Origin of the sequence: Tistrella mobilis KA081020-065 (genome assembly GCF_000264455.2) — a bacterium.
Taxonomy (GTDB): domain Bacteria; phylum Pseudomonadota; class Alphaproteobacteria; order Tistrellales; family Tistrellaceae; genus Tistrella; species Tistrella mobilis.
This window is the reverse complement of record NC_017956.1, coordinates 1028269-1051644: the sequence shown is the minus strand read 5'-3', so window position 1 is coordinate 1051644 and position 23376 is coordinate 1028269. Positions and strand designations below refer to the sequence as shown.

Annotated in this window: 21 protein-coding genes and 1 tRNA gene; 7 read left to right on the top strand and 15 right to left on the bottom strand. The window is 68.0% G+C overall.

Annotated features, from left to right (window positions below):
* Nucleotides 1-100: 100 nt before the first annotated feature.
* The 3 genes from TMO_RS04795 to TMO_RS04785 all read right to left on the bottom strand — a co-directional run bounded on the left by TMO_RS04795 (nt 101) and on the right by TMO_RS04785 (nt 2857).
* Nucleotides 101-1279, bottom strand: a complete 1179-nt coding sequence (locus TMO_RS04795; RefSeq protein ID WP_014744472.1) for a vWA domain-containing protein — start codon at nt 1277-1279, stop codon at nt 101-103.
* A 57-nt stretch (nt 1280-1336) separates the two neighbouring features.
* Nucleotides 1337-2218, bottom strand: coding sequence for an AAA family ATPase (locus TMO_RS04790; protein ID WP_014744471.1), 882 nt, complete (start codon nt 2216-2218; stop codon nt 1337-1339).
* 237 nt (nt 2219-2455) lie between these two features.
* The gene (locus TMO_RS04785; protein WP_014744469.1) at nt 2456-2857 is read right to left on the bottom strand and encodes a DUF423 domain-containing protein; all 402 of its coding nucleotides are present in this window, start codon (nt 2855-2857) and stop codon (nt 2456-2458) included.
* Nucleotides 2858-3018: 161 nt separating this feature from the next.
* On the opposite strand from TMO_RS04785, the gene TMO_RS04780 reads away from it, so the two are divergent.
* Nucleotides 3019-4281, top strand: a complete 1263-nt coding sequence (locus tag TMO_RS04780; RefSeq protein ID WP_014744468.1) for a D-amino acid dehydrogenase — start codon at nt 3019-3021, stop codon at nt 4279-4281.
* Between the two features lie 12 nt (nt 4282-4293).
* Here the strand turns inward: TMO_RS04780 and TMO_RS04775 are convergent, their stop codons facing one another.
* A complete protein-coding gene (locus tag TMO_RS04775) occupies nt 4294-5460 on the bottom strand; it encodes a sensor histidine kinase (RefSeq protein WP_014744467.1) in 1167 nt (388 codons plus the stop codon).
* A 203-nt stretch (nt 5461-5663) separates the two neighbouring features.
* Here TMO_RS04775 and TMO_RS04770 point away from each other — a divergent pair, with 203 nt between their 5' ends.
* A complete protein-coding gene (locus TMO_RS04770) occupies nt 5664-7130 on the top strand; it encodes an MFS transporter (RefSeq protein ID WP_014744466.1) in 1467 nt (488 codons plus the stop codon).
* Between the two features lie 28 nt (nt 7131-7158).
* On the opposite strand, the gene TMO_RS31545 is transcribed toward TMO_RS04770, so the two are convergent.
* The 3 genes from TMO_RS31545 to TMO_RS04760 form a co-directional block, all read right to left on the bottom strand.
* Complete coding sequence (locus TMO_RS31545; protein WP_014744465.1) at nt 7159-7305, bottom strand: hypothetical protein; 147 nt, start codon at nt 7303-7305, stop codon at nt 7159-7161.
* Between the two features lie 135 nt (nt 7306-7440).
* Nucleotides 7441-8565, bottom strand: a complete 1125-nt coding sequence (gene ald, locus TMO_RS04765) for an alanine dehydrogenase (RefSeq protein ID WP_014744464.1) — start codon at nt 8563-8565, stop codon at nt 7441-7443.
* A gap of 145 nt (nt 8566-8710) precedes the next feature.
* Entirely contained in the window at nt 8711-10033 is a 1323-nt protein-coding gene (locus TMO_RS04760) for an aspartate aminotransferase family protein (protein WP_014744463.1), read from the bottom strand.
* Nucleotides 10034-10379: 346 nt separating this feature from the next.
* Here TMO_RS04760 and TMO_RS04755 point away from each other — a divergent pair, with 346 nt between their 5' ends.
* A complete protein-coding gene (locus tag TMO_RS04755) occupies nt 10380-10928 on the top strand; it encodes a cupin domain-containing protein (RefSeq protein WP_014744462.1) in 549 nt (182 codons plus the stop codon).
* Nucleotides 10929-11226: 298 nt separating this feature from the next.
* Here TMO_RS04755 and argC read toward each other — a convergent pair whose 3' ends face one another.
* The gene (argC, locus tag TMO_RS04750) at nt 11227-12225 is read right to left on the bottom strand and encodes an N-acetyl-gamma-glutamyl-phosphate reductase (protein ID WP_014744461.1); all 999 of its coding nucleotides are present in this window, start codon (nt 12223-12225) and stop codon (nt 11227-11229) included.
* Nucleotides 12226-12728: 503 nt separating this feature from the next.
* Here argC and TMO_RS04745 point away from each other — a divergent pair.
* Complete coding sequence (locus TMO_RS04745) at nt 12729-13664, top strand: AEC family transporter (RefSeq protein ID WP_014744460.1); 936 nt, start codon at nt 12729-12731, stop codon at nt 13662-13664.
* Between the two features lie 18 nt (nt 13665-13682).
* Here the strand turns inward: TMO_RS04745 and TMO_RS04740 are convergent, their stop codons facing one another.
* The 7 genes from TMO_RS04740 to TMO_RS04710 form a co-directional block, all read right to left on the bottom strand.
* Nucleotides 13683-14450, bottom strand: a complete 768-nt coding sequence (locus tag TMO_RS04740) for a DsbA family oxidoreductase (RefSeq protein ID WP_014744459.1) — start codon at nt 14448-14450, stop codon at nt 13683-13685.
* Between the two features lie 126 nt (nt 14451-14576).
* Nucleotides 14577-16094 carry a malonate--CoA ligase gene (locus tag TMO_RS04735; RefSeq protein WP_014744458.1) on the bottom strand — a complete coding sequence of 506 codons (1518 nt, stop codon included), beginning with the start codon at nt 16092-16094 and terminating at the stop codon, nt 14577-14579.
* Between the two features lie 213 nt (nt 16095-16307).
* Nucleotides 16308-16383: transfer RNA gene (locus TMO_RS04730), tRNA-Glu, on the bottom strand.
* 142 nt (nt 16384-16525) lie between these two features.
* Nucleotides 16526-17578, bottom strand: coding sequence for a threonine aldolase family protein (locus TMO_RS04725; RefSeq protein WP_014744457.1), 1053 nt, complete (start codon nt 17576-17578; stop codon nt 16526-16528).
* Nucleotides 17575-19182: a class I SAM-dependent RNA methyltransferase gene (locus TMO_RS29080; RefSeq protein ID WP_014744456.1), complete on the bottom strand. Its 1608-nt coding sequence runs from the start codon at nt 19180-19182 to the stop codon at nt 17575-17577. The genes TMO_RS04725 and TMO_RS29080 overlap by 4 nt, the downstream gene beginning before the upstream one ends.
* A 79-nt stretch (nt 19183-19261) precedes the next feature.
* On the bottom strand, nt 19262-19744 hold the full coding sequence (locus tag TMO_RS29075) for a Mov34/MPN/PAD-1 family protein (RefSeq protein ID WP_014744455.1): 483 nt from the start codon (nt 19742-19744) through the stop codon (nt 19262-19264).
* Nucleotides 19741-20223: a hypothetical protein gene (locus TMO_RS04710; protein ID WP_014744454.1), complete on the bottom strand. Its 483-nt coding sequence runs from the start codon at nt 20221-20223 to the stop codon at nt 19741-19743. The genes TMO_RS29075 and TMO_RS04710 overlap by 4 nt, the downstream gene beginning before the upstream one ends.
* A gap of 36 nt (nt 20224-20259) precedes the next feature.
* On the opposite strand from TMO_RS04710, the gene TMO_RS04705 reads away from it, so the two are divergent.
* The 3 genes from TMO_RS04705 to TMO_RS04695 all read left to right on the top strand — a co-directional run bounded on the left by TMO_RS04705 (nt 20260) and on the right by TMO_RS04695 (nt 23352).
* Nucleotides 20260-21477: an RluA family pseudouridine synthase gene (locus TMO_RS04705; RefSeq protein ID WP_014744453.1), complete on the top strand. Its 1218-nt coding sequence runs from the start codon at nt 20260-20262 to the stop codon at nt 21475-21477.
* Between the two features lie 613 nt (nt 21478-22090).
* A complete protein-coding gene (gene rpoH, locus TMO_RS04700) occupies nt 22091-23014 on the top strand; it encodes an RNA polymerase sigma factor RpoH (protein WP_014744452.1) in 924 nt (307 codons plus the stop codon).
* A gap of 107 nt (nt 23015-23121) precedes the next feature.
* Nucleotides 23122-23352: a transcriptional regulator MazE gene (locus TMO_RS04695; RefSeq protein WP_014744451.1), complete on the top strand. Its 231-nt coding sequence runs from the start codon at nt 23122-23124 to the stop codon at nt 23350-23352.
* Nucleotides 23353-23376 lie beyond the last annotated feature (24 nt).

Sequence of the window (23376 nt, the reverse complement as noted above, 5' to 3'; positions counted from 1 at the left end):
CGTGGCACGATTCTCGAACCGTCGTTCTCGCAGTTCGTTGGACGCAACTATAACGTCGAAAGCCGCTCAAGCGCAACCATCAAGCCCGGTGACGCACGCATCAACGGCTCAGATAGCGCAACGCCTCGTCCAGGCCGCGCAGGGTCAGCGGATACATCCGGTCCTCCATCAGCTTCTGGGTGATCTTGGCGCTTTCGGTATAGCGCCAGCGCTGCTGGGGTTCGGGGTTCAGCCAGACCATCTTCGGGAAATGGTCGGTGAAGCGCTTCAGCCAGACCTGGCCCGATTCCTCGTTCCAGTGTTCGACCGATCCGCCCGGCATCACGATCTCATAGGCGCTCATGGTCGCATCGCCGACGAAGATCACCTTGTAGTCGGGGCCGAACTTGTTCAGCACGTCCATGGTCGGCGTGCGTTCCGAGAAGCGGCGATAATTGTCCTTCCACACATTCTCGTAAATGAAGTTGTGGAAGTAATAATATTCCAGGTGCTTCAGCTCGGTGCGCGCGGCACTGAACAGCTCTTCGCAGATCTTGACGTGATCGTCCATCGATCCGCCGACATCCAGGAACAGCAGCACCTTCACCTTGTTGCGCTTTTCCGGCACCAGCTTCAGGTCCAGCCAGCCGGCATTGCGCGCCGTGGAGCGGATCGTGTCGTCGAGATCCAGTTCCAGATCGGAGCCTTCGCGCACGAAGGCGCGCAGCCGCTTCAGCGCCACCTTGATGTTGCGCGTGCCCAGCTCGACATCGTCGTCGTAATTCTTGAAAGCCCGCTGATCCCAGACCTTCACCGCCCGGCGGTGGCGCGACCGGTCCTGGCCGATGCGCACGCCTTCCGGGTTGTAGCCATAGGCGCCGAAGGGGCTGGTACCGGCCGTGCCGATCCATTTATTGCCGCCCTGATGGCGCCCCTTCTGCTCTTCCAGACGCTGCTTCAGCGTCTCCATCAGCTTTTCCCAGCCGCCCAGGGCCTCGATCTCGGCCATCTCTTCGGGGGTGAGATGCTTTTCGGCCAGCTTGCGCAGCCATTCCTCGGGGATCTGCCCCTCGATGGCCGCGAAATGCGCCTGGGCGCCCTTGTAATAGGCGGCGAAGACCTGGTCGAAGCGGTCGAAATGCTTCTCGTTCTTCACCAGCGAGGTGCGGGCGAGATAGTAGAACTCCTCAGGGGAGAACTGGGCGAGCCCGGCCTTCATGCCCTCGATCAGGACCAGATATTCCTTGATCGTGACCGGCAGCTTCGCCTCGCGAAGCTTGAAGAAGAAATCGATCAGCATCCGGACCCGCCCTCTCGCCTCGACCTGTGCACCAATGCCTGCCCTCTGCCCCCGGCCTCAGCCCGGACGGCCGGGGCCTTCGGCCCGGCGGCGGGCCATGAACACCAGGCGCTGGGCCAGCGACACGTCCTGCTCGTTCTTGATCAGCGCGCCATAGAGCGGCGGCAGGGCCTTGTCCTTGGACTCGCGCAGCGTCTCAGCGTCCAGATCCTCGGCCAGCAGCAGCTTCAGCCAGTCGAGCAGTTCCGAGGTCGACGGCTTCTTCTTCAGCCCCGGCATCTCGCGCACGCTGAAGAAGATCTCCAGCGCTTCCTTGACCAGCAGCTGCTTGATGCCCGGATAATGCACGTCGACGATGGCGCGCATGGTGTCGGCATCGGGGAAGGAGATGAAGTGGAAGAAGCAGCGGCGCAGGAAGGCGTCGGGCAGCTCCTTCTCGTTGTTCGAGGTGATGATCACCAGCGGCCGGTGCACGGCGCGCACGGTCTCGCGGGTTTCGTAAACGTAGAACTCCATCCGGTCGAGTTCGCGAAGCAGGTCATTCGGGAACTCGATATCGGCCTTGTCGATCTCGTCGATCAGCACGACCGAGGGCTCTTCGCTGGCGAAGGCCTCCCACAGCGCGCCGCGCAGGATGTAGTTGCTGACGTCCTTGACCCGGTCGTCGCCCAGCTGGCTGTCGCGCAGGCGCGAAACGGCATCGTATTCGTACAGGCCCTGCTGCGCCTTGCTGGTCGACTTCACATGCCACTGGTGAAGCTGCCGGCCAAGGGCGCGCGCCACCTCTTCCGCCAGCATGGTCTTGCCGGTGCCGGGTTCACCCTTGATCAGCAGCGGACGGCCGAGGGTGAGTGCGGCATTGACCGCCATCATCAGGTCCTCGGTCGCAACGTAGCTGTCGGTGCCCGTGAATTTGGCCGGCTGCGTGGTCTGGTCCATGGCCCGTCTGGTCCCGTGAAAGCCTCATCTCTGGCCAGAGGGTAGCATCGCGACCGACGGGTTCAAGGCATTAAACCATTAAGCAAAATTTCAAGCGATGTTCGACCGCGCAAAAGTTGCATCGCACACACGGGCGCACGCCCGAAGGTCGATCGGATGCATCGACATCGATACATCGACGTCGATGAAGTTACCCCGCGCCCGATACATCGATATCGATATATCGGCGTCGATGGATCAGCGCTTCCGGGGCCGCTTCAGCGCCGCCAGCGTCGCCAGCACCCAGCCGATCAGAAAGGCGGTGCCGCCCACCGGCGTCACGAAGACCAGCGGCCGCCAGCCGGTGGCGGCATAGAGATACAGGCTGCCGGGAAACAGGATCGCGCCGGCCGCCAGCGCGCCGGCCGCGGCCATCAGCAACCGGACGTCGAGCGCCACCAGCCCGCGATCGACCAGCGGCCGCAGCACCGCGAGCAGCATCAGCACCAGGGAATGGACCAGGCCGTAAAGCGCGCCGGTGCGCACGATCTGCGCGGTGTGCAGATCGCCTGCCTGTTCCAGCCCGTGGGTGGCGAAGGCGCCTGCCGCCACGGCGATCAGCGCGCCCAGCGTGCCGATGATCCAGATCGTCCGCGTCATCCGTCTTCCCTTCCGGTTGAGGTCCGTATCATGGGTCGATCCTGGCGGAAAGCTTGGCCCGAACGCCAGAGGGGCTTATATCCTGGGGCGCCTGCGCCGGACAAGGCGGCGCGCGGTCGCAGGTCTGCCGGCATATCCGCTGCCATCGGAGGGGTGCGTTCGTGAAGGTGGTGGTTCTGGGCGCCGGGGTGGTGGGCATCGCCACCGCCTGGCACCTTGCCGATCAGGGGCACGAGGTCACGGTCATAGACCGCAGGATGGGCCCCGGGCTGGAAACGAGCTTCGCCAATGGCGGCCAGATCAGCCCCAGCCATGCCGAGCCCTGGGCCAACCCCGCCACGCTGAAATCGTTGCCCGGCTGGCTGCTGCGCGAGGATGCGCCGCTGGTGTTCCGCTGGCGCGCCGATCCGGATCTCTGGCGCTTCGGCCTGCGGTTCCTGGCCAATTGCACCCGGGCGGCCGCGCGCCGCAACACCGAACGCGCCTGGCGGCTGGCCCGCTATTCCCTCGACGGCATGAAGGCGATCCGCGCCGCCGAAGGCTTCGCGTATGACGAGGCGAGCCGCGGCATCCTGCATGTTTTCGAAGACCCGAAGGGCTTCGACGCCGCCGGCCGCCATGCGGCCGAGCTGGACCGCACGCTCGGCATCCCCCACCGGGTGATGAGCCCGGCCGAGTGCGTCGCCCATGAACCCGCCCTGGCACCGGTGCAGACCCGGCTGGCCGGCGGCGTGTTGAGCCCGATCGACGAGCAGGGCGATGCCCGGCTGTTCACCGCAAACCTGGCCGAGAGGGTCGCGGCCAAAGGCGGCCGCCTGCTCTATGGCCGGAGTGTCGAGGCCCTGGAAACCAGCGGCGACCGGGTCACCGCCGTGCGGCTCGACATGGGCACGCGGATCGAGGCCGATGCCCTGGTCGCCGCCATGGGCAGTTTCACGCCGCTGCTGCTGCGCCGGATCGGCATCCGCCTGCCGGTCTATCCGCTGAAGGGCTATTCGGTCACGCTGAACGTCGCCGGCCGCAACGACGCGCCCCAGGGCAGCCTGACCGACGATGCCCGCCGGATCGTCTTCACCCGGCTGGGCGACCGGCTGCGCGCCGCCGGCACGGCAGAGCTTGCCGGCTATGATCTCAGCCTCAACCGGGTACGCTCGCAGGCGATCCTGAAGGGCGTGCAGGCGGTGTTCCCTGAGATTGCGCGCGACGCGGTGCCGGACTACTGGTGCGGGCTCAGGCCGGCCAGCCCCGACGGCGTGCCGGTGATCGGCCCGACCCGCTTCCGCAACCTGTTCCTCAACACCGGCCATGGCACGCTGGGCTGGACGATGGCCGCCGGATCGGGCCGCCTGGTCGCCGATCTGGTCTCGGGCCGCACGCCCGAGATTTCGACCGAGGGGTTGACGCTCGACCGGTTCCGGATCTGATCTGGCCACATCTCAGGCCGCCGGCGCAAAATCCAAGGCGACCCGTCGACCATGGCTGCCCGGCGCGATGGTCATGCCGATCCGCTCCGCCACCGCGATGGCATGGGCGACCGCCAGGGTGAAGCCCTGGACCGAGACGTGGCCGAAATCATCGGCGCCGGCCATCTCGGGCGGCAGATCGCCGGTAATGGCAGGGGCAATCGACCGGGGCAGATCGTGGCCGGTAAATCCACCCGGGGCCGAGACGGCGACTTCCGGCCGGCCGCCGGGTGCCTGCCGCAGTTCGATCCGAACCTCCCGGCCCCGCTCCGTGCCGGCGATCAGGCCCGACAGGGTGAACATCAGCAGCTGTTTCAGGATCCGCGGGTCTTCCATAACCAGGCCCGGTGCCGGAGCGGCTCCCCCCGGCGCCATCTGGGGCACCACGGTCACCACCACCTCGCGCCGCCCGGCATGGACCAGCTGCAGATTGGCGACCTCGCCCAGCAGCTGATGCAGATCCACCGGCTCCAACCCGTCGCGGGCAGGACCGCCGCGGACCGGGCCGGCCTTGGCCTCGCTCATCTTCAGCAGCCCGTCGACCATATGGAGCAGATCGCCGCCGCTGCTGTGGATCAGCCCGGCATAATCGGAATAGGCCCGCGCCCCCACCGGCCCCATCATCTCGCCCTGGATCACCTCGGCGAAACCCAGAATGGCATTCAGCGGGGTGCGCAGCTCGTGGCTCATCCGCGAGAGCATTTCGAAATGCGCCTGACGCTCGTCGATCAGCCGGCCGCGTTCGGCATGGACGGCATCCAGCGCGGCGGCCAGCCGGGTCACCGCCTCCTGCACATCGGCCATCAGCCGGCCGGCCTCGTCAACATGGCCGGTCGGCAGCGAGGGAACCCGACCGCCGCGCATATAGTCATGCAGGGCACGCGAGGCCAGTCGCACCGGATCGAGCAGACAATGAAGCGCCCAGAGCGTCGCCCCTGTCCCGGCGAGCGTCGCCAGCAGCACCACCGCCAGCACCGGCTGCGCCTGGTTCCAGGGCAGATCCCCGGCAAGCATGAGATAGATGACAAGACAAATAAGAGGCACATGGACGCCGACAAAGCTGATCGCCAGCATTTTACCGACATAAGACCGGCGCAATCCCAAGTGATCGAGCGCGGCATAAAGCTTCAATTTTTTCATGAGGAGGCGATTTTCTCCAGATGCATCAAGACTATTGTGTGTTTTTGATTTAAAGAAGATTAGCCGAGATATCCACCGGTGAGGAATGCTTGAAATACAGGCCGACCTGCACCACAGGCAGGGCTTGAAGCCCCCGGCTTTCACCCTTGCCGTGCCGGCCCTCCTGAATTAAAACAAGTAAGAACTTGGAAAAAGGAAGTACCATGCCCCCCGCAGGCCATGCCCGCACCCCCCGCCCGGCCAGTGAATGGGCCGAGATCCGCCGCGGCGGACGTTTCGGCGCCTTCATGGTGCTGTGCCTGGGCATCTGGCTGCACGCCGCCGACAGCCTGCTGACCACCACGGTCATGCCGGCGGTGACGGCGGAAATCGGCGGGCTCGCCTGGGTGAACTGGGCGCTGGCGCTCTACGAGCTGGGGTCGATCGTGGCCGGGGCCTGCACCGGGCTTGCCGCCCGCGCGGCCGGGCTGGGCCGGGCCACCACCATGGCGGCCACCGCCTTCGCGGTCGGCTGCGTCGTCAGCGCCGTCGCCCCCGATATGGGCACGCTGCTTGCCGGCCGGCTGGTGCAGGGGCTGGGCGGCGGCATGCTGGTGGCGCTGGCCCATGTCTCGGTGTCGCGGCTTTACGAACCCAGGCTCTGGCCCAGGCTCTATGCGATCATGTCGGGGCTGTGGGGGGCCTCCGCGCTCGCCGGGCCACTGGTCGGCGGGCTGTTCGCCGATGCCGGCCACTGGCGCGGCGCCTTCTGGGCCTTCGGCGCTCAGGCCGCCCTGGTGGCCGTGGCCGGCGGGCTGCTGCTCCGCCGGGTGACGGCAGCCGCCGAAGCCGCCGCCACATCGGGCGCAGCCCATGCCCTGCCCTCGGCCGCGGTTCCGACCGGCCGGCTCGCCCTGCTGATCGTGGCGGTGCTGGCAGTGGCGACCGCCGGCGTCACCGGCGACGCCCTGACCGCTGCCCTCTCGGGCCTGGCCGGCCTTGCCCTGCTCACCCTGTTCTTCCGCCGGGACGGCCGGGCGCCGCTGGGCCAGGGCCTGCTGCCGCCGGGTGCGCTCGACCTGCGCCGCCGCCAGGGCATGGGGCTCGCCATGGTGCTGACCCTCTCGGCCGCAACCGTGCCCTTCACCGTCTACGGGCCGATCCTGTTCGTGGTGCTGCATGGGGCCGATGCCCTGACCGCGGGCTATCTGGTCGCGATCGAAAGCGTCGCCTGGACGCTGGCCGCGATCACCCTCTCAGGCGCCGGCGCCCGGCTGGAGCCCTGGCTGATCCGCGCCGGCGCCCTGGTGATCGTGGCGGGCGTCGCCGGCTTCGCGGTGGTCGTGCCCCATGGCGAGCTGTGGATGGTGGCACCCTTCGCGGCAGCCCAGGGCGCAGGCTTCGGCATGTGCTGGGCCTTCCTGGTCCGCCGGATCGTCTCCGCCGTGCCCGACGAGGTCCGTGAAAGCGCCTCCTCGGCCGTGCCGACCATGCAGATCCTGGGCTATGCGCTCGGCGCCGCCGCCGCCGGTATCGCCGCCAACCTCTCGGGCTTCGGCGGCGCCCATGGTGGCGCCCTGCCCGACCCCGCCACGGCAGAGACCGTCGGCTTCTGGGTCTTCGCCGCCTTCCTGCCGGTCGGGCTGATCGGCATCATCGCGGCGATCAGGTTGACGCGGCGGGGGGTGTGAGGAGCAGAGCGTCTGCCGTCTCGGACGGTCAGTCCTCCGCCGTCAGATCCGCCATAAGATCTGCAACCGTGTCGAATCTCACGCCCTTGCCCGCCTTCAGCTCGGCCATGGCCTGCATCGTGGCTTCGTTGGGCTCCTTCCGGGGCGGAGGCAGCTGCGGTTCGGCCGTGCTCATGATGCACCCCTTGGCTGAACTGGTGCATTTCAGAATAGCCTTGCCGGACGGCCCCGAAAAGAACCGACGCCCGCAGGCCAGGCCTGCGGGCGTCGGACGGTGGCGAGGTCCAGGCGGGAGCAACCCGGCCGGCCGTCAGGCGGCGCGCGAGAGCGCGTCGGCGGGGGTGACGGCGGTCAGGTTCTGGGCCTCGGCCACGGCCTCGATGGTCAGCTGTCCGGCATGGACGTTCAGACCGTTCATCAGATGCGGATCCTCGGCCAGTGCCCGGGCGGCGCCCTTGTCGGCGAGGGCCAGCACGAAAGGCAGGGTCGCGTTGTTGAGCGCGAAGGTCGAGGTGCGGGCAACACCGCCCGGCATGTTAGCGACGCAGTAATGGACGATGCCGTCCACCTCGTAGGTCGGCTGGCGATGGGTGGTGGCGCGCGAGGTTTCGAAACAGCCCCCCTGGTCGATGGCGACGTCGACCAGCACCGCCCCCGGCTGCATGCGCCCCAGGAGCGGCCGGTCGATGAGTTTGGGCGCCGCCGCCCCCGGCACCAGCACCGCACCGATCACCGCATCGGCCGTTGTCACGGCCTCTTCGATGGTCTCGCGGGTGGCATAAAGGGTGCGCATGGCCGGGCCGTAAAGCGCATCCAGTTCCTTCAGCCGGCCGAGCGAGCGGTCGATCACCACCACCTCGGCACCAAGCCCGATGGCGAGGCGGGCGGCATTGGTGCCGACAACGCCGCCGCCCAGCACCACCACCCGCGCCGGGCGCACGCCCGGCACGCCGCCCATCAGCACGCCGCGCCCGCCCTGGGTCTTTTCCAGCGCATGGGCAGCGGCCTGAACCGACATGCGGCCGGCGACCTCGCTCATCGGCGCCAGCAGCGGCAGGCGGCCGGCCGCGTCGGTGACGGTCTCGTAGGCGATGGCGGTGGCGCCGCTTGCCAGCAGCAGCCGGGTCTGTTCGGGATCGGGCGCCAGATGCAGATAGGTGAACAGCAGCTGGCCGGGGCGGAGCCTGCGGCATTCCACCGGCTGCGGCTCCTTGACCTTCACGATCATCTCGCCGCGGGCGAAGACCTCTTCGGCATCGGCGGCGATGGTGGCGCCGGCCGCCTCGTAGGCCGCATCGTCGAGCCCGGCGCCGAGCCCCGCCCCCTGCTCCACCAGCACGTTATGGCCGTGATGGACCAGTTCGCGCACGGCGGCGGGGGTCAGGCCGACGCGGTATTCGTCGGTCTTAATCTCTTTGGGCACGCCCAGAAGCATGGTGTTTCCTCCCCAGGAAAGACGCAGCGCCGCCTCCGCATCTCCGGGCCGCCGGGTCTTGTGCCGGCCTGGGCCAGACCGCCCGGGGAATACCCGGGCGGGGGATGCGGATCGGCGACGACAACGCCGGTCGGATGACGGCGGATCAGGCGGTCGCCTTGATGGCCTCGGCCAGGACCGCATAAAGATGGTCGATCTGGGCTTCGTCGATGATCAGCGGCGGCGAGATGGCGATGATGTCGCCGGTGAAGCGCAGCAGCACGCCCTGCTCATAGGCGCGCACGAAGATCTCATAGGCCCGCTTGGTCGGCTCACCCGCCCGCGGCGACAGCTCGACCGCGGCGACCATGCCGTAATTGCGGATGTCGATGACGTTCGGCAGATCGCGCAGCGCATGCGCCGCCTTGCCGAAATACTCCGACAGGTTCGCCGCCCGATCGAACAGCTTCTCCTCGGCATAGATGTCGAGCGTGGCGAGCGCCGCCGCACAGGCCAGCGGATGGCCCGAATAGGTGTAGCCGTGGAAGAACTCGATCAGGTGCTCGGGCCCGGTCATGAAGGTGTCGTAGATTTCCTTCTTCGCGAAGACCGCGCCCATCGGCACCGCACCATTGGTGATGCCCTTGGCGGTGGTCATCAGATCCGGCGTCACCTCGAAGCTGTCGGCGCCGAAGGCCTTGCCGGTCCGGCCGAAGCCGCAGATGACCTCGTCGAAGATCAGCAGGATGCCGTGACGGTCGCAGATCTCGCGCAGGCGCTTGAGGTAGCCCTTCGGCGGGATCAGCACGCCGGTCGAGCCCGCGATCGGCTCCACGATCACCGCCGCAATGGTCGAGGCATCGTGCAGTGCCACCAGCCGCTCCAGATCGTCGGCCAGCTCCGCCCCATGCTCGGGCTGGCCCCACGAGAAGGCGTTGCGGGCCGGATCATGGGTGTGACGCAGATGGTCGACGCCCGACAGAAGCGTGCCGAAATGCTTGCGGTTGGAGACGATGCCGCCCACCGAAATGCCGCCGAAGCCGACACCGTGATAGCCGCGCTCACGGCCGATCAGACGGGTGCGGCTGCCCTCGCCGCGGATGCGGTGATAGGCGAGCGCCATCTTCAGCGCCGTGTCGACCGCTTCCGAGCCGGAATTGCAGTAGAACACATGGTCGATGCCGTCGGGCGCCAGCTCGACCAGGCGGCTCGCCAGCTCGAAGCTCAGCGGATGGCCCATCTGGAACGAGGGCGAATAATCCATCTCCGAGATCTGACGGGCGACCGCCTCGGAAATCTTGTCCCGGCCATGGCCGGCATTCACGCACCACAGACCCGCGCAGCCGTCCAGCACCTGACGGCCGTCATGCGAGGTGTAGTACATGTCCTTCGCCCCGACCAGCAGGCGGGGCGCCGCCTTGAACTGGCGATTGGCCGTGAACGGCATCCAATGCGCGTCCAGATCGTTCGGAACCGTGATGCGCGCCATGACCGCGTCGCTCCTGTTGGTTTGTCAGCCCCTCGCCGGGCGGGCGCTGCCGCGCCCTTGGCCGCCGCCGCAATGGCGGCTGGGAGTGGTTGTTAGTCCCTCGCCGGGCGGGCGCTGCCGCGCCCTTGGCCGCCGCCGCAATGGCGGCTGGGGAGATGAGCGGCGGCAGCCGTCTGGCCGTGCCTCTCATCCTGTGAAACAGCCTAGCATTGACAATTAAACTCGACAAAGTGATTTCCATGGGAGATGCAAGCTATTGATTTTGCGTTGCGGAACCCATGGAATGTCAAATATCTTGAACAGGAACCGGCAGGGCGGCCGGCAAGGAACAGGGAGAAGCGGGACGATGAGCGGCGATCTGGGCACGCGCCTCAAGACCATCCGACAGATCTACGGTCTGTCGCAGCGCGAACTGGCCAAGCGGGCCGGGGTGACCAATGCGACCATCTCGCTGATCGAGCAGGACAAGGTCAGCCCCTCGGTCGGATCGCTGAAGAAGGTGCTGGAGGGGATTCCGATCTCGCTGTCGGAGTTCTTCTCGCTCGACCTCACCACCCGGCAGCGGGCCTTCTATCGGGCCGATGAACTGACCCAGATTGCCCGCGGCTCGGTCGCCTATGCCCAGATCGGCGAGAATCTGAGCCGGCGGCGGATGCAGATCCTGCACGAGCGCTACGCCCCCGGGGCCGATACCGGCAAGCAGTTGCTGCGCCATGAATCGGAAGAAGGTGGGATCGTGGTCCGCGGCCGGATCGAACTGACGGTCGGCGGCGAAAGCTGCGTGCTGGAAGCCGGCGACGGCTATTACTTCGACAGCCGCCTGCCCCACCGCTTCCGCAATGTCGGCGAGGAGGAAGCCGAAATCGTCTCCGCCTGCACGCCGCCAAGCTTCTAAGAACACATTGCCACTATGGCGCGCATAGCAATTTTGATGATGTCGCAAGAGGATTGACGACGCCGCGCCTTCATCCTAGGCTCCGGCTATGTCGATCGTGCACCGTCGGCCCGAAGGGATGGCGGATCGTCCCCCGATCCTGGCGCCTGAGCCCAGCCCGCCATCCCGCCCGTTCCCCGGTCTCTGGTCCCGGACCGGCACGGATCCTGCGCGGGCCGACCCCGCGATGAACGAACTGACGGCTGTTCCGCCGATGCGGAACAGCCGTCTTTGTCGTTCTGAGCCTGAAAGGACGGGCTTACATCGTCGTCTCGGAGAGCGGCAGCGTGGTCTCCAGACCCGCCGCCTCGTCGAGGCCCAGCATCAGGTTGAGGTTCTGGACCGCGGCACCCGAGGCGCCCTTGCCCAGATTGTCCAGCCGGGCGGCCAGCAGGATCTGGCCGGCAGCATCGTTGCCGAACACGAACAGCTCCAGCCGATTGGTGCCGTTCAGCTCGCGCGGGTCCAGGAACTTGCCGTCGCGCAGACGGTCGCCGCCGCCCAAGGGGGCGACGCTGACGAAGCGCTCGCCGGTATAGCGTTCGGCCAGCAGCGCCTGCACATCCGCCACCGTCGCCGCCTTCGCCAGCTGGGCCCGGGTCAGTGGCACATGCACCAGCATGCCGCATTTGAAGTGGCCGACCGCCGGCACGAACAGCGGTGCGGCGGCAAGGCCGCCATAGACCGCCATTTCGGGCAGGTGCTTGTGCTCCAGCCCCAGGGCGTAGTCACCATAGGGATAGGCCGCCTCGCGTCCGACCGGGGCAGCTGCCTCGTAATCTTCCACCATCTGCCGGCCACCGCCCGAAAAGCCCGAGACGGCATTGACCGACAGCGCCGCATCGGCCGCGATGATCCCGGCATCGACCAGCGGCCGCACCAGGGCGGTGAAACCGGTCGGATAGCAGCCGGGATTGGCGACACGGGTGGCGGCGGCGATGGCCGCCCGCTGGCCGGGCAGCAGCTCGGCGAAGCCGTAGCTCCAGCCATCCTTGACCCTGTGGGCGGTGGAGGCGTCGAGCACCTTCACGGCCGGATTCTCGATCATCGAGACGCTTTCGACCGCCGCCGCATCGGGCAGGCAGAGGATCGCGAGGTCGACCTCGTTCAGCAGGCGTCGACGCTCAGCCGGATCCTTGCGACGCTCGGGGGCAATCGAGACCAGCGCGAGATCCTCGCGCCCGGCCAGACGTGCCCGGATCTGCAGGCCGGTGGTCCCGGCCTCGCCGTCGATGAATACGGTGGGCTTGCCGCTCATGGGAAGGGCCGCTCCTCGAAGAGTCGCATGGGCGTGGGTCGCATGGGTGTGCCGGCCCGGGCCGGCGCGGCGCACTATAGCGCAGCCGGTGCGGGCTTGCGAGCAGTCGCGCCTGCAAGGCTGCCACGCAGCACTCGCCGTGCCGCGGCAGACAAAAAAAGCGGGCGGACCGAAGTCCGCCCGGAATTTGCTCGTGAACGGAAGGCCGGACAAGGGCCATGCGCGTACCATTGTCCGGTACAGAAGACGGACCACCAGGCTCACCGGCGGCCTGACGGGTAGCGATCCCCCATCGCGTCCCCGCCTGATCGATCCGGTGACAGGACCATTCAACCTGTTCGTGATAATCGACCCTTCCCGCCCCCGCTGTCAAGCTTATGGCGAGTTATGGTCCACATGTTATCGCTTAAGGTGTGGTGGGCTTGCAATGTGCGGGCCCCCCGGTCAGGATCGGCCGCTGCCTTCGGCCGCCTGGAAGTCCCTATCCCGAGACAGACCGAGATATGCAGATCCTGATCGATGTATGCCTGCCGTTCTTCGCGGTGATTCTGACCGGCTGGATCGTCGGCCGGCGGCGATTCATCGATGCGGGCGGGCTGGCCGGGCTCAACCGGTTCACCTATTGGGTGGCGCTGCCGCCCTTCCTGTTCGTGAAGGTCGCGGAAATCCCGCTCGACCGGCTGCTCGATCCCAAGCTGATCGGTGCCTATTACGGCGCCGGGCTGATCGTCTATGCGATCGCGGTTGTGGGCGGGCGCCGGCTGTTCGGCGGGGGTCCTGCGATCTCAGGGATCCGCGGGCTGGGCGCCACCTTTTCGAATGTCGGCTATATGGGCCTGCCGCTGGTGATCTTCGCCTTCGGCCCGGAAGCCGCCGCCCCGGCGATGACCATCATCGTGCTCGACCATGTGCTGATGATGGGGCTGACCGTGCTGCTGATCGAAAGCGAGCGCGCGGCCGGCGGCGGGCTGAAGCGGGCCCTGATCAAGATCGCCCGCGGGCTGGCCTTCAACCCGCTGATCCTGACCATCGTGGCCGGCGCGCTTTACGGCGTCTCGGGGCTGCCGCTGCCCAAGCCGGTTGCGGCCTATGGCAACCTCGTCGGCCTGGCGGCGGCCCCTTGCGCGCTGTTCGCGCTGGGCGCCAACCTCGCCGGCTGCTCGCTCGCCCGCGGCATGATCGAGGTCTCGGGGCTGGCTCTGCTCAAGATCGTGGTCCACCCCCTGCTGGTGCTGGGGATGGCCACCATCGTCTTCGCGCTCGACCCGCTGCTGGTCCGGATCCTGGTGCTGGAGGCGTCGCTGCCGATCGCGGTGTCGGTTTTCGTACTGGCCGATCAGTACCGGATGGATACCAGCCGGATTTCGGCCGCGATCCTGGTCTCGACCCTGGGCTCGGTCGCGACCGTCTCTCTCGCCCTCACTTTGCTCGGCAGCTGACCCCGACGGAAGCCGGGATCAGCGCGGCGGCACTGCGCAGCCATCCTCGGGCGAGCAGCCGTCGCCATCAGCGTCGTCGTCCGACATCTCGCCCTCGCCGTCATCGGCGACGCCGCCGCCGGCCGGGTTGGTGGCGGCGCGGACCAGGGCCATCATCATCTGCTCGGGCGCCTGCGCGCCCATCACCGCCCAGCGGCCGTCGATGATGAAACAGGGCACGCCGTCGACGCCGATCCGCCGCGCCTGGGCATCGGCCTCGGCCATCATGTCGCGGTCTTCGTCAGAGGCGAGCCATGCGCCGAGATCGGTGTCCTCGGGGTCGACCGCCAGGCCGATCTCGGTCAGCACCGCCGCATCGCCGATATTGCGGCCCTGCTCGAAAAAGGCGGTGAACAGCGCCTCGACCACCCGGTCGCCGCGATTGCCGCCATCGGCCGCCGCCAGATCGCGCAGCTGCATGCGGTGGATCAGGCGGTGGCTGTCGAGCGTGTTCGGCATCACCGCCGCGCGCTCGGGATCGATGTCGATGCCCGCTTCGGCGCCGGCGGCACGGATGCGGCCATAGATCTGGGCGGCACGCTCGGGCCCGCCGAACTTGGCCGCCAGATAGCCGGCCCGGTCGGTGCCCTCGCGCGGCATGGCCGGGTTCAGCTGGAAGGGATGCCAGCGCACCTCCACCGGCTGGGCAGCCGGGTGCTCCGCGAACATCTCCAGTGCCTCTTCAAGCCGGCGCTTGCCGATGAAGCACCAGGGGCAGACGGTGTCGGAAATCACGTCGATACGCATGGTGCCGGCCTTCCGGTTGCGGACCTTGAAAAAACACGGGGACGGGAGCGCGGGAGAACGAGGCGCCTTCCCCCGTCTCCCTTCACATGCCCCCGCCTCCGGGCGGATGCAAGCGCCGCGGCGCGATCAGCCGGCGAAGAGGCCCTGATGAGCGTCGCGCAGCAGGTTCTTCTGCACCTTGCCCATGGCGTTGCGCGGCAGTTCGGCCGCAAACAGCACCCGCTTGGGCTGCTTGAAATTGGCCAGCTGATCGCGGGTGACCGCCAGCACGCCGGCCTCGTCGGGCGCATCGGCCCCGGCCTCGCGCACCACCACCGCCACCACGGCCTCGCCGAAATCGGGGTGCGGCACGCCGATCACGGCGCTTTCGTCCACCCCCGGGATCCGGTCGATGACCAGCTCGATCTCCTTGGGGTAGACGTTGAACCCGCCCGAGATCACCAGATCCTTGGCCCGGCCGACGATCGAGACATAGCCGTCACCGTCGATGGTACCGATATCGCCGCTGCGGAAGAAGCCGTCGGCGGTGAAATCCTCGGCGGTCTTCTCGGGCTTGCGCCAATAGCCCTTGAACACGTTCGGGCCCTTCAGCTCGATCATGCCCGCCTCGCCCGCCGCCACCGGGCTGCCATCCTCGCCGGTGATGCGCAGCTCCACCCCCGGCAGCGGCCGGCCGACCGTGCCCTGGCGGCGATCGCCGTCATAGGGGTTGGAGGTGTTCATATTGGTTTCCGTCATGCCATAGCGTTCAAGAATGCGATGGCCGGTGACGGCTTCGAACCGGGCGAAGGTTTCGGGCAGCAGCGGTGCCGAGCCCGAGACGAACAGGCGCATATGGGCGGTGGCGTCGCGGGTGAGCCCGGCTTCGGCCAGCAGGCGGACATAGAAGGTCGGCACGCCCATCATCACGGTCGCCCTGGGCATCAGCGCCAGCGCCCGGGCTGCATCGAATTTCGGCTCGAACAGCATGGCGGCGCCCGACAGCAGCACGCAATGGGTGGCGACGAACAGGCCGTGGGTGTGGAAGATCGGCAGCATGTGCAGCAGCACGTCGCGATCGGTGAAGCCCCAGGCATCCACCAGCGTCTCTGCATTGCTCCAGAGGTTCTCGCCCGACAGCATCACCCCCTTGGGCCGGCCGGTGGTGCCCGAGGAATAGAGGATGGCGGCAAGATCGTCGCGGCTGCGGGCGACCGGCTCGGCCACGGTCGCCGTGGCGCGGACCCGGTCGGCGAAGGCGCCGTCGCCGGTGGCATCCAGGGTCGCCACCTCGATCGGCCGGCCATTGGTCATGGTCCGGACCGCGGTTTCCGCTTCGGGCCGGCAAACCACCAGCCGCGGCTCGGCATCGTCGATGAAGTATTCAAGCTCGGCCGGCTTGTAGGCGGTGTTGAGCGGCAGATAGACCGCGCCGCGCCGCAGGCAGCCCAGATAGAGCATCAGCGCCATCGGCGATTTGTCGACCTGCACCGCCACCCGATCGCCGGGGGCGACGCCCATCTGGTCGAGCAGGGCCGCGACCTGGCCCGAGATCCGGTCGGCATCGCCATAGGTGAGCACGCTGCCATCGGGCCGGTAGAGCATCGGCCGGGCCGGGTCGGCCGGGAAACGGGCACGGATACGGGCGTAGAGGTTGTCGCTCACCGCGGGGCCTCCTCTCTGAGCAATTCTGGTCTGAGAAATCCTGGGCCCGGGCACGATAGGCCCGGCCGGGGAAGAGGACAAGCGCGGCGGCAGCCCGGCAAGATCCGGCGGCGTATGCTGAAGATCAGGGAAAATGAAGCCAAGTCCAGAAATGCGAAACGCCGCGCTGGATCGTGAGATCCGCGCGGCGTTTCGCTGACGACGCTTGAGGATTGGCACCCCCAAGGGGAATCGAACCCCTGTTTCCGCCGTGAGAGGGCGGCGTCCTGGACCGCTAGACGATGGGGGCGTCGTCGTGTGGGCGGATATTTACAGCCAGCAGTCAGGCCGTGCAAGAGAAAAAATGAAGGTCAGATGACGAAATATTTCCGGGAGGATCAGGGGGCCGGAAAATCAACGGCTTCGCGCCGTCCCGGCCCGCCTCGGCCTCCTCAGCGCCGGCCGTGGGCGGCCGCGATCGAGGCATGATCCAGGAAACGGTCGACCTCCGCCGGATCGGTCGCCCACGAGGTGACCAAGCGGATGCGCACCGTGCCGGGCGCGGGCTCGGCCCAGCGATAGAAGCCGGCGCCTGCCTTCTCCAGCGCCGCGACGGCCGGTTCGGCCAGATCGACGAACAGCTCGTTCGCCTCCACCGGATGGGCGAGCGAAACGCCGGGCAACGACTGCAGGCCATGGGCCAGCCGGGTGGCCATGGCATTGGCATGGCCGGCCAGCGACAGCCAGAGATCACCTGCCAGATAGGCGCGGAACTGGGCCGACAGGAAGCGCATCTTGGGGATCAGCAGGCCGGCGCGCTTGCGCAGATAGCCCATCGCCTCGGCAAGCTCGGGGTCGAAGACCACCACCGCCTCGGCCCCCAGCGTGCCGTTCTTGGCCGAGCCGAAGCTCAACACGTCGACACCCGCATCCCAGGTGATTTCGGCCGGCGCCACGCCCAGATGCACGCAGGCATTGGCGAAGCGGGCGCCATCCATATGCAGCCGCACGCCCTGCTCGCGGGCGATCGCGCCCGCCCGCCGCACTTGATCGGGGGTGTAGACCGTACCGGCCTCGGTCGCCTGGGTCAGCGTGATCGCCGCCGGCTGGGCGGCATGAACGAAGCCGCGCGGCGCCGCGGCCAGTCGCGCCGCCAGCTGGTCCAGATCCATCCGGCCGTGATCACCGGGCACGAGCGAGAGCTTGGCGCCGCCGGTATAGAATTCCGGCGCCGCGCATTCATCCATCTCCACATGCGCTTCGCTATGGGCATAGATCGTGCCCCAGCGCGGGGTCAGCGCCGCCAGCGACAGCGCATTGGCGGCGGTGCCGGTGGGCGTCATGAACACCCGGACCTCGCGGCCGAACAGCACCGCCAGATCCTCTTCCAGCGCCGCCGAGACCGGATCATTGCCGTAGGACGGGACAGAGCCCTGATTGGCGGCGACCAGCGCCTCCATCACCTTGGGATGGGCGCCCACGACATGATCGCTGTGAAAATTCATCGCATCCCCCTCTGCTTCGGACCACGATCGGTCTTGGCCGCGCCCCGGCCACGCGGCGGGGCATGCGGGTCGTCACGCGGCGCCTGCCGCCCGGTGCCGCCACGGGCTGCCGCCAACGCCGGATCCAGCCGGAATTCGGCCGCAAGCTCCACATGGCGCGACCACAGGAACTGGTCGACCGGCATCACCCGGACCAGCCGGTAGCCGGCCGCGGCCAGGATCTTCGCGTCACGCACGAAGGTCACCGGATTGCACGACACCGCGGCGATCAGCGGAACGCCCGAGGCGGCCAGCTGTTCCGTCAGCGCCCGCGCGCCCGCCCGCGGCGGATCGAACACCGCTGCGTCCAGGATGGCGAGATCGCGGGCAGAGGGCGGCCAGCGCATCAGGTCGCGCGGCTCCACCGTCACCCGGTCGGACAATCCGGCCGCGGCAGCGGCGCGAGAGAGGGCGTCCAGCGCCGGCCCTTCCACCTCGGCCGCGATCACCCGCGCGCCGCGATGGGCCAGGGCGAGCGCGAAGGTGCCCGAGCCGGCAAAGAAGTCGCCGATCGTGCCGCCCTCTTCGATCACATGGCCGAAGACGCCGGCGACGAAGCTCACCAGCGCCTCTTCGCCCGCGGCGGTCGCCTGGGCGAAGCCGGCCGGGGGCGGTTCCAGCGCCACACCGCCGCGATGGACCACCGGCGCCTGACGTCGCACCACCACCTCGGGCTCGGCCAGGATCGCCGGCGCATTGCCGGCGCGGGCCCCCCCGCGGGCGGGGCTTCTCTGCCGGCCCTTCGGATTGCGGCCACGGCCGCCACGCTGCGGCTCGGGCACCGGGTCGGGCTCCGGCCGCCACGAGATCCGGGCAAGGCCGGCGGTTTCGGCGAAGCGCGCCAGCGCCTGCAGCCCCTCGGCGTCGGGCGCCTGCGACAGCGTCAGCACCAGATCGACGCCGCCTTCGGTCGCCTCGGCATGGGCGTCCCGGAAATGGGTCGGATGGGGATAGCCGTCGGGGCCGGACATGAAGGCCCGCAGCTGCGGGATCAGCCGATCGAGTTCGGGCACCAGCAGCAGGCAATGCTCCACATCGACCACATGGCGGCTGCCGGCCTCCATATAGCCGACCACCGCCTTGCGGGCGGTGGCACGCAGCTTCCAGCTGGTCCGCCGGCGCTCACGCGGCTCCGCCGGCAGCATCGGCGCCAGTTTCGCATCTTCGAAGCCGTTGCGGGCCAGGATGTCGGCGACCAGGCCGCGCTTCCAGCCGCGATAGTCGTGCAGCGCCATGTGCTGCAGGGCGCAGCCGCCGCAGGGGCCGAAATGCGGGCAGGCCGGCTCCACCCGTACGGGGCCCGGCTCCACCAGTTCCAGCCAGCGGGCACGGATGCGGTCGCGTTCCACCGTCTCCACGGTCGCCGCCACCAGGTCGCCCGGCAGGGCATGGGACACGAAGACCGGCTGGCCCTCATACGAGCCGATGCCGTCGCCATGGCTGCCCAGATCGGTGATCCTCACCTCGATCTGGGTGCCCGGGCGCAAGCCGCCTGCGTCATCCTCGTCACCCGGGATGCCGTCCAGTTCCGCATCCTCGCGGTCGTCGTCGCGATCGTCGTCCACACATCGTCTCGTTTTTTGACGGAGCCGGTCCCATCATACCGCCGGCCCCTGGTCGAACATCGTTACAGGCGGCGCCAGGTCAAGGCTCGACCGGCCGCGGCGGCCCATAGGCGGCAGGTCTTCCCTCGCCCACGCGCAGCAGGCACTCGATGAAGCAGCTGCCGTCGGCCGCCAGTTGCCAGCAGCGGGCCTCGATCATCTGGCCGTCCTCGACCCGGAAGATCACCCAGATCAGCCCTGCCTCCCAGGCGCCGGCCAGATCGGCCGCCGAGGGCGAGGCCGCCATGTCCGGATGGCCGTGATAGAGGCCGATCACCGGCGCCGCCCCGTCTTCCCGCGACCGGCGCTGCAGACGCAGGCGCAGGGCCGGGTCGATCTCGAAATTGCGCTGCGGATCCGGGGCAACGTTGATCGACGCCACTGCTTCCGCCACCTCTATCAGGTCAGCCCGCACATGCCCCAGCAGCAGGCCGCAGCCCTCGGCCGGATAGGCGGCTTCGACCGTATCGACCGCCGCCCGCATCGCCGCCGGGCGGATCGTCACCCGCGGCGCCCGGATCATTTCGCCTCGGCCGCCGCAGCCGCGGCGTTCAGCGGGATCCGCCGGATCAGCAGGCCCGAGGCCCGGTCGATCACCACCAGCACCTGCGCGCCGTCGGCCCCTTCGGCGACCATCATCACGTCCTCGCCCGCCGCGGCCAGCGTGACGACCTTCTCATCCGGCATCAGCGCCGGCCCGTCGCTGCCGGCCGGGCGGAGCGGCCGGGCCGGGGCGGCAGGCGGGTTGGCGGTGCGGAAATCGCCGGCGATCTGGCCCGGCGCCGCCGGCTGCGGCGCCGGGGTGGCGGCCTCCGGCGTCGCCGGGGCCGTCGCAACCGGGACCTCTGCCGGCTTCTGGTCCTTGTTAGACGTCGCCCGCTGGTATATCAGCACGCCTAGACCGGCACCGACCACCAGGATGGCGATGCCGAGCCCGATGATCACCCGCTTCAGAATGCGGGTCATGCGCTGTTCGATCGTCTCGGGCGCCTTGTCGTTCATCTGGAAGTCCCCGATCCCCCGAAGGGAGTTGATGTTTTGAGCGGACGCGATTCCCGCCGGCCCGGCGACGACGACCTGCCCCGCGAGACGGCGGTGCCGGCCCATTCCGATCCGACCGAAGAGCCTGACCTCATCGAAGACCCGGAGCTCATCGAAGACCCGGGCCTCATCCCGGACGACGACGCCGGGGCGGAGGAGGACGAGCCCTTTGCGGAGGCCGAGGCCGGCCTCGACGACGACGAGCTGTCGGCCCTCGAAGCCGCGGCGGTGCTGGGCGGCACGGTCGACATCACCCTGCCGACCGGTTTCGCGGAGGAACGGGCGGATCGGCTGCTGGCCAATGCCGCGCCCTCGCTATCGCGCGGGCGGGTCCAGGCGCTGATCCGCGACGGCCGGGTCACGCTCGACGGCGCGACGATAGCCGACGCCTCCCGGCGGGTAAAGCCCGGCCAGAAGCTGACCGTGACCGTGCCGGTGCCCGAGGAACGCCGCCTTGAGCCCGAGCCCATGGCGCTCGACATCGTTTACGAGGACGAGTGGCTGATCGTGGTCGACAAACCGGCCGGGCTGGTGGTGCATCCGGGCGCCGGCAACGACCGCGGCACCCTGGTCTCGGGGCTGCTGGCCCATGGCGACGGGCGGCTGTCCTCGATCGGCGCCCCCACCCGCCCGGGCGTGGTGCACCGGATCGACAAGGACACCAGCGGCCTGATCGTGTTCGCGAAGACCGATGCCGCCCATCTGGCCCTGGCCCGGCAGTTCGCCGACCACACCATCCGCCGCGCCTATACCGCCATCGTCTGGGGCGTGCCGGCGGTCGATCCCGGCCGGATCGAGGGCAATATCGGCCGCCATGCCACCGATCGCCAGCGCATGGCCGTGGTCACCCGCGGCGGCAAGCCTGCGGTGACCCATTACCGGATCGCCAATATGGTCGGCGTGGTGGAGGTATCGGAAAAGCCTCTGGCCTCGGTGCTGGATTGCCGGCTGGAGACGGGGCGGACCCATCAGATCCGCGTCCACCTCTCTCATGTCGGCCACCCGCTGGTGGGCGACCCGGTCTATGGCCGCAGCCCCGCCCGGCTGCAGCGGATGGAAGATCCGCGGATCAAGGCCATGTGCAGCTTCCCGCGGCAGGCCCTGCATGCCCGCCGGCTGGGCTTCGTACACCCGGTCACCGGGCGGCGCCTGAAATTCGAAAGCCCCCTGCCGCAGGACATGCGGGAGCTGCTGGCTAGTTTGGAATTCTTCTAAAGTGTGATGGACGTCATCGTCCGGCTGTGTCAGTCTGGGCTACAAGACAAGCGTGCCCGGGAACGGGTGCGCCTGTCTACCCCGACCAAGGGCGGACCAGATGAGAGATCGCCTCACCCGGAAGGTGAAATCCGGGGGATGTAGATTCTCGCGGGCTCTTAAGGTCGTGGTAACGAAAGGCGTGACATCCTCGGGACGTCGAGGGGACGCATGGTCACGAAAAGAGCATGTCGTCCCTTGGGAACTTCGGGGTGATCATATCGGTTGGCCGGACAAGAGAAACCGGAGAGCCTGACGCCACAGAAGAAGGTGGTGCGGCCGCATCCGGATGGACGACCGGGACGTAAGATTGGTGCAACCTGAAACGTAGGATATTGGGCGGCGGCTCGTATAAGCCTCAGAAGAGGGACGAAAACCGCCCGAGATGAACTCAACGGGTCACGCGCGCCGGAAACTGGCGCACTGCTTGCATATCTCCCTGCGACAGGACGCAAGGGCCTTCGCTCCGCATGGTGCGGGCGAACCCTGCCGGTCGCACCAGGGAGAGGCGCGGCCGGACCCACCCCACCGGGACCTTGACTCCCCTGGGGTCAGTCGAGAGGAGGCACGTGCCATGGCTTCACGCACGCCCCGCACCGCCGGACGCGACAACATGTTCGATGCCGGCCTCGGCCCCTATCTGCAGCAGATCCGCCGCTATCCCGTGCTCGAGCTTGAGCAGGAGCAGCGCCTTGCCCGCCGCTTTCGCGACGAAGGTGATGTACGCGCTGCGGATCAGTTGGTCAACAGCCATCTCCGCCTGGTCGCAAAGATCGCGATGGGCTATCGCGGCTATGGTTTGCCGCTGGCCGATCTGATCTCCGAAGGCAATCTCGGCATGATGCAGGCGGTGCATCGTTTCGACCCCGATCGCGGCTTCCGGCTCGCCACCTATGCGATCTGGTGGATCCGTGCGGCCATCCAGGAATACATCATGCGGTCCTGGTCGGTGGTCCGCATGGGCACCACCGCCTCGCAGAAGCGGCTGTTCTTCAACCTGCGCCGGGTGAAGAGCGAACTCGACATCATGGGCGAGGCCGGGCTCAACGACGATCAGGTGGCGATCATCGCCGAAAAGCTGGATGTCGAGCCTTCGGACGTGGTGGCCATGGAACGCTATCTGGACGGCATCGCCAGCTCGCTGAACGAGCCGGTGCGCCAGGAAGCCGACACCGAATGGCAGGACTGGCTGGAAAGCCCTGAGGACGACCAGGAAACCATGCTGGCCGAAGCCGAGGAAACCGGCCGCGCCCGCACCCTGATCGAAGGCGCGGTCGCGAGCCTCGGCGATCGGGAGCGCGACATCTTCAGCCGCCGCCGCCTTGTCGAGGCGCCGGCAACACTGGAGGATCTGAGCCAGGTCTACGGCATCAGCCGCGAACGGGTGCGCCAGATCGAGGCCCGCGCGCTGGAAAAGGTCAGCCGCTGGGTCAAACGCGAAACCCGCCGCGAAATGGGCCGCACCCCGGTGCTGCCGGCAGTGGCGATGCATCACTGAAGATCAGACGGAAAGGGCGGCCGAGAGGCCGCCTTTTTTCGTATAAGATGCGGTATGTTCGGGAGACTGACCTGCCCGGAACGACATGCACGGCAGGATGCAACGCAATGACGATCGAGCTGAAGGTCCGGAACATCGACGGGTCGCTGTGCGTGGATCTTCCAGAGGAGATGATTGCGCGCCTGAACGTCCGCGAAGGTTCCCTGCTCTATCTGGCCGAAACGGAGGATGGCGGATATGTGCTGGTGCCGGATCATCCTCATCGCGAGAGAATACTTGCGAAGGCCAAGGAGATCATGAAGCGCTACCACAACACGCTACACCGTCTTTCGCAGTGACTGCCGTACCCATCCCGACTGCGC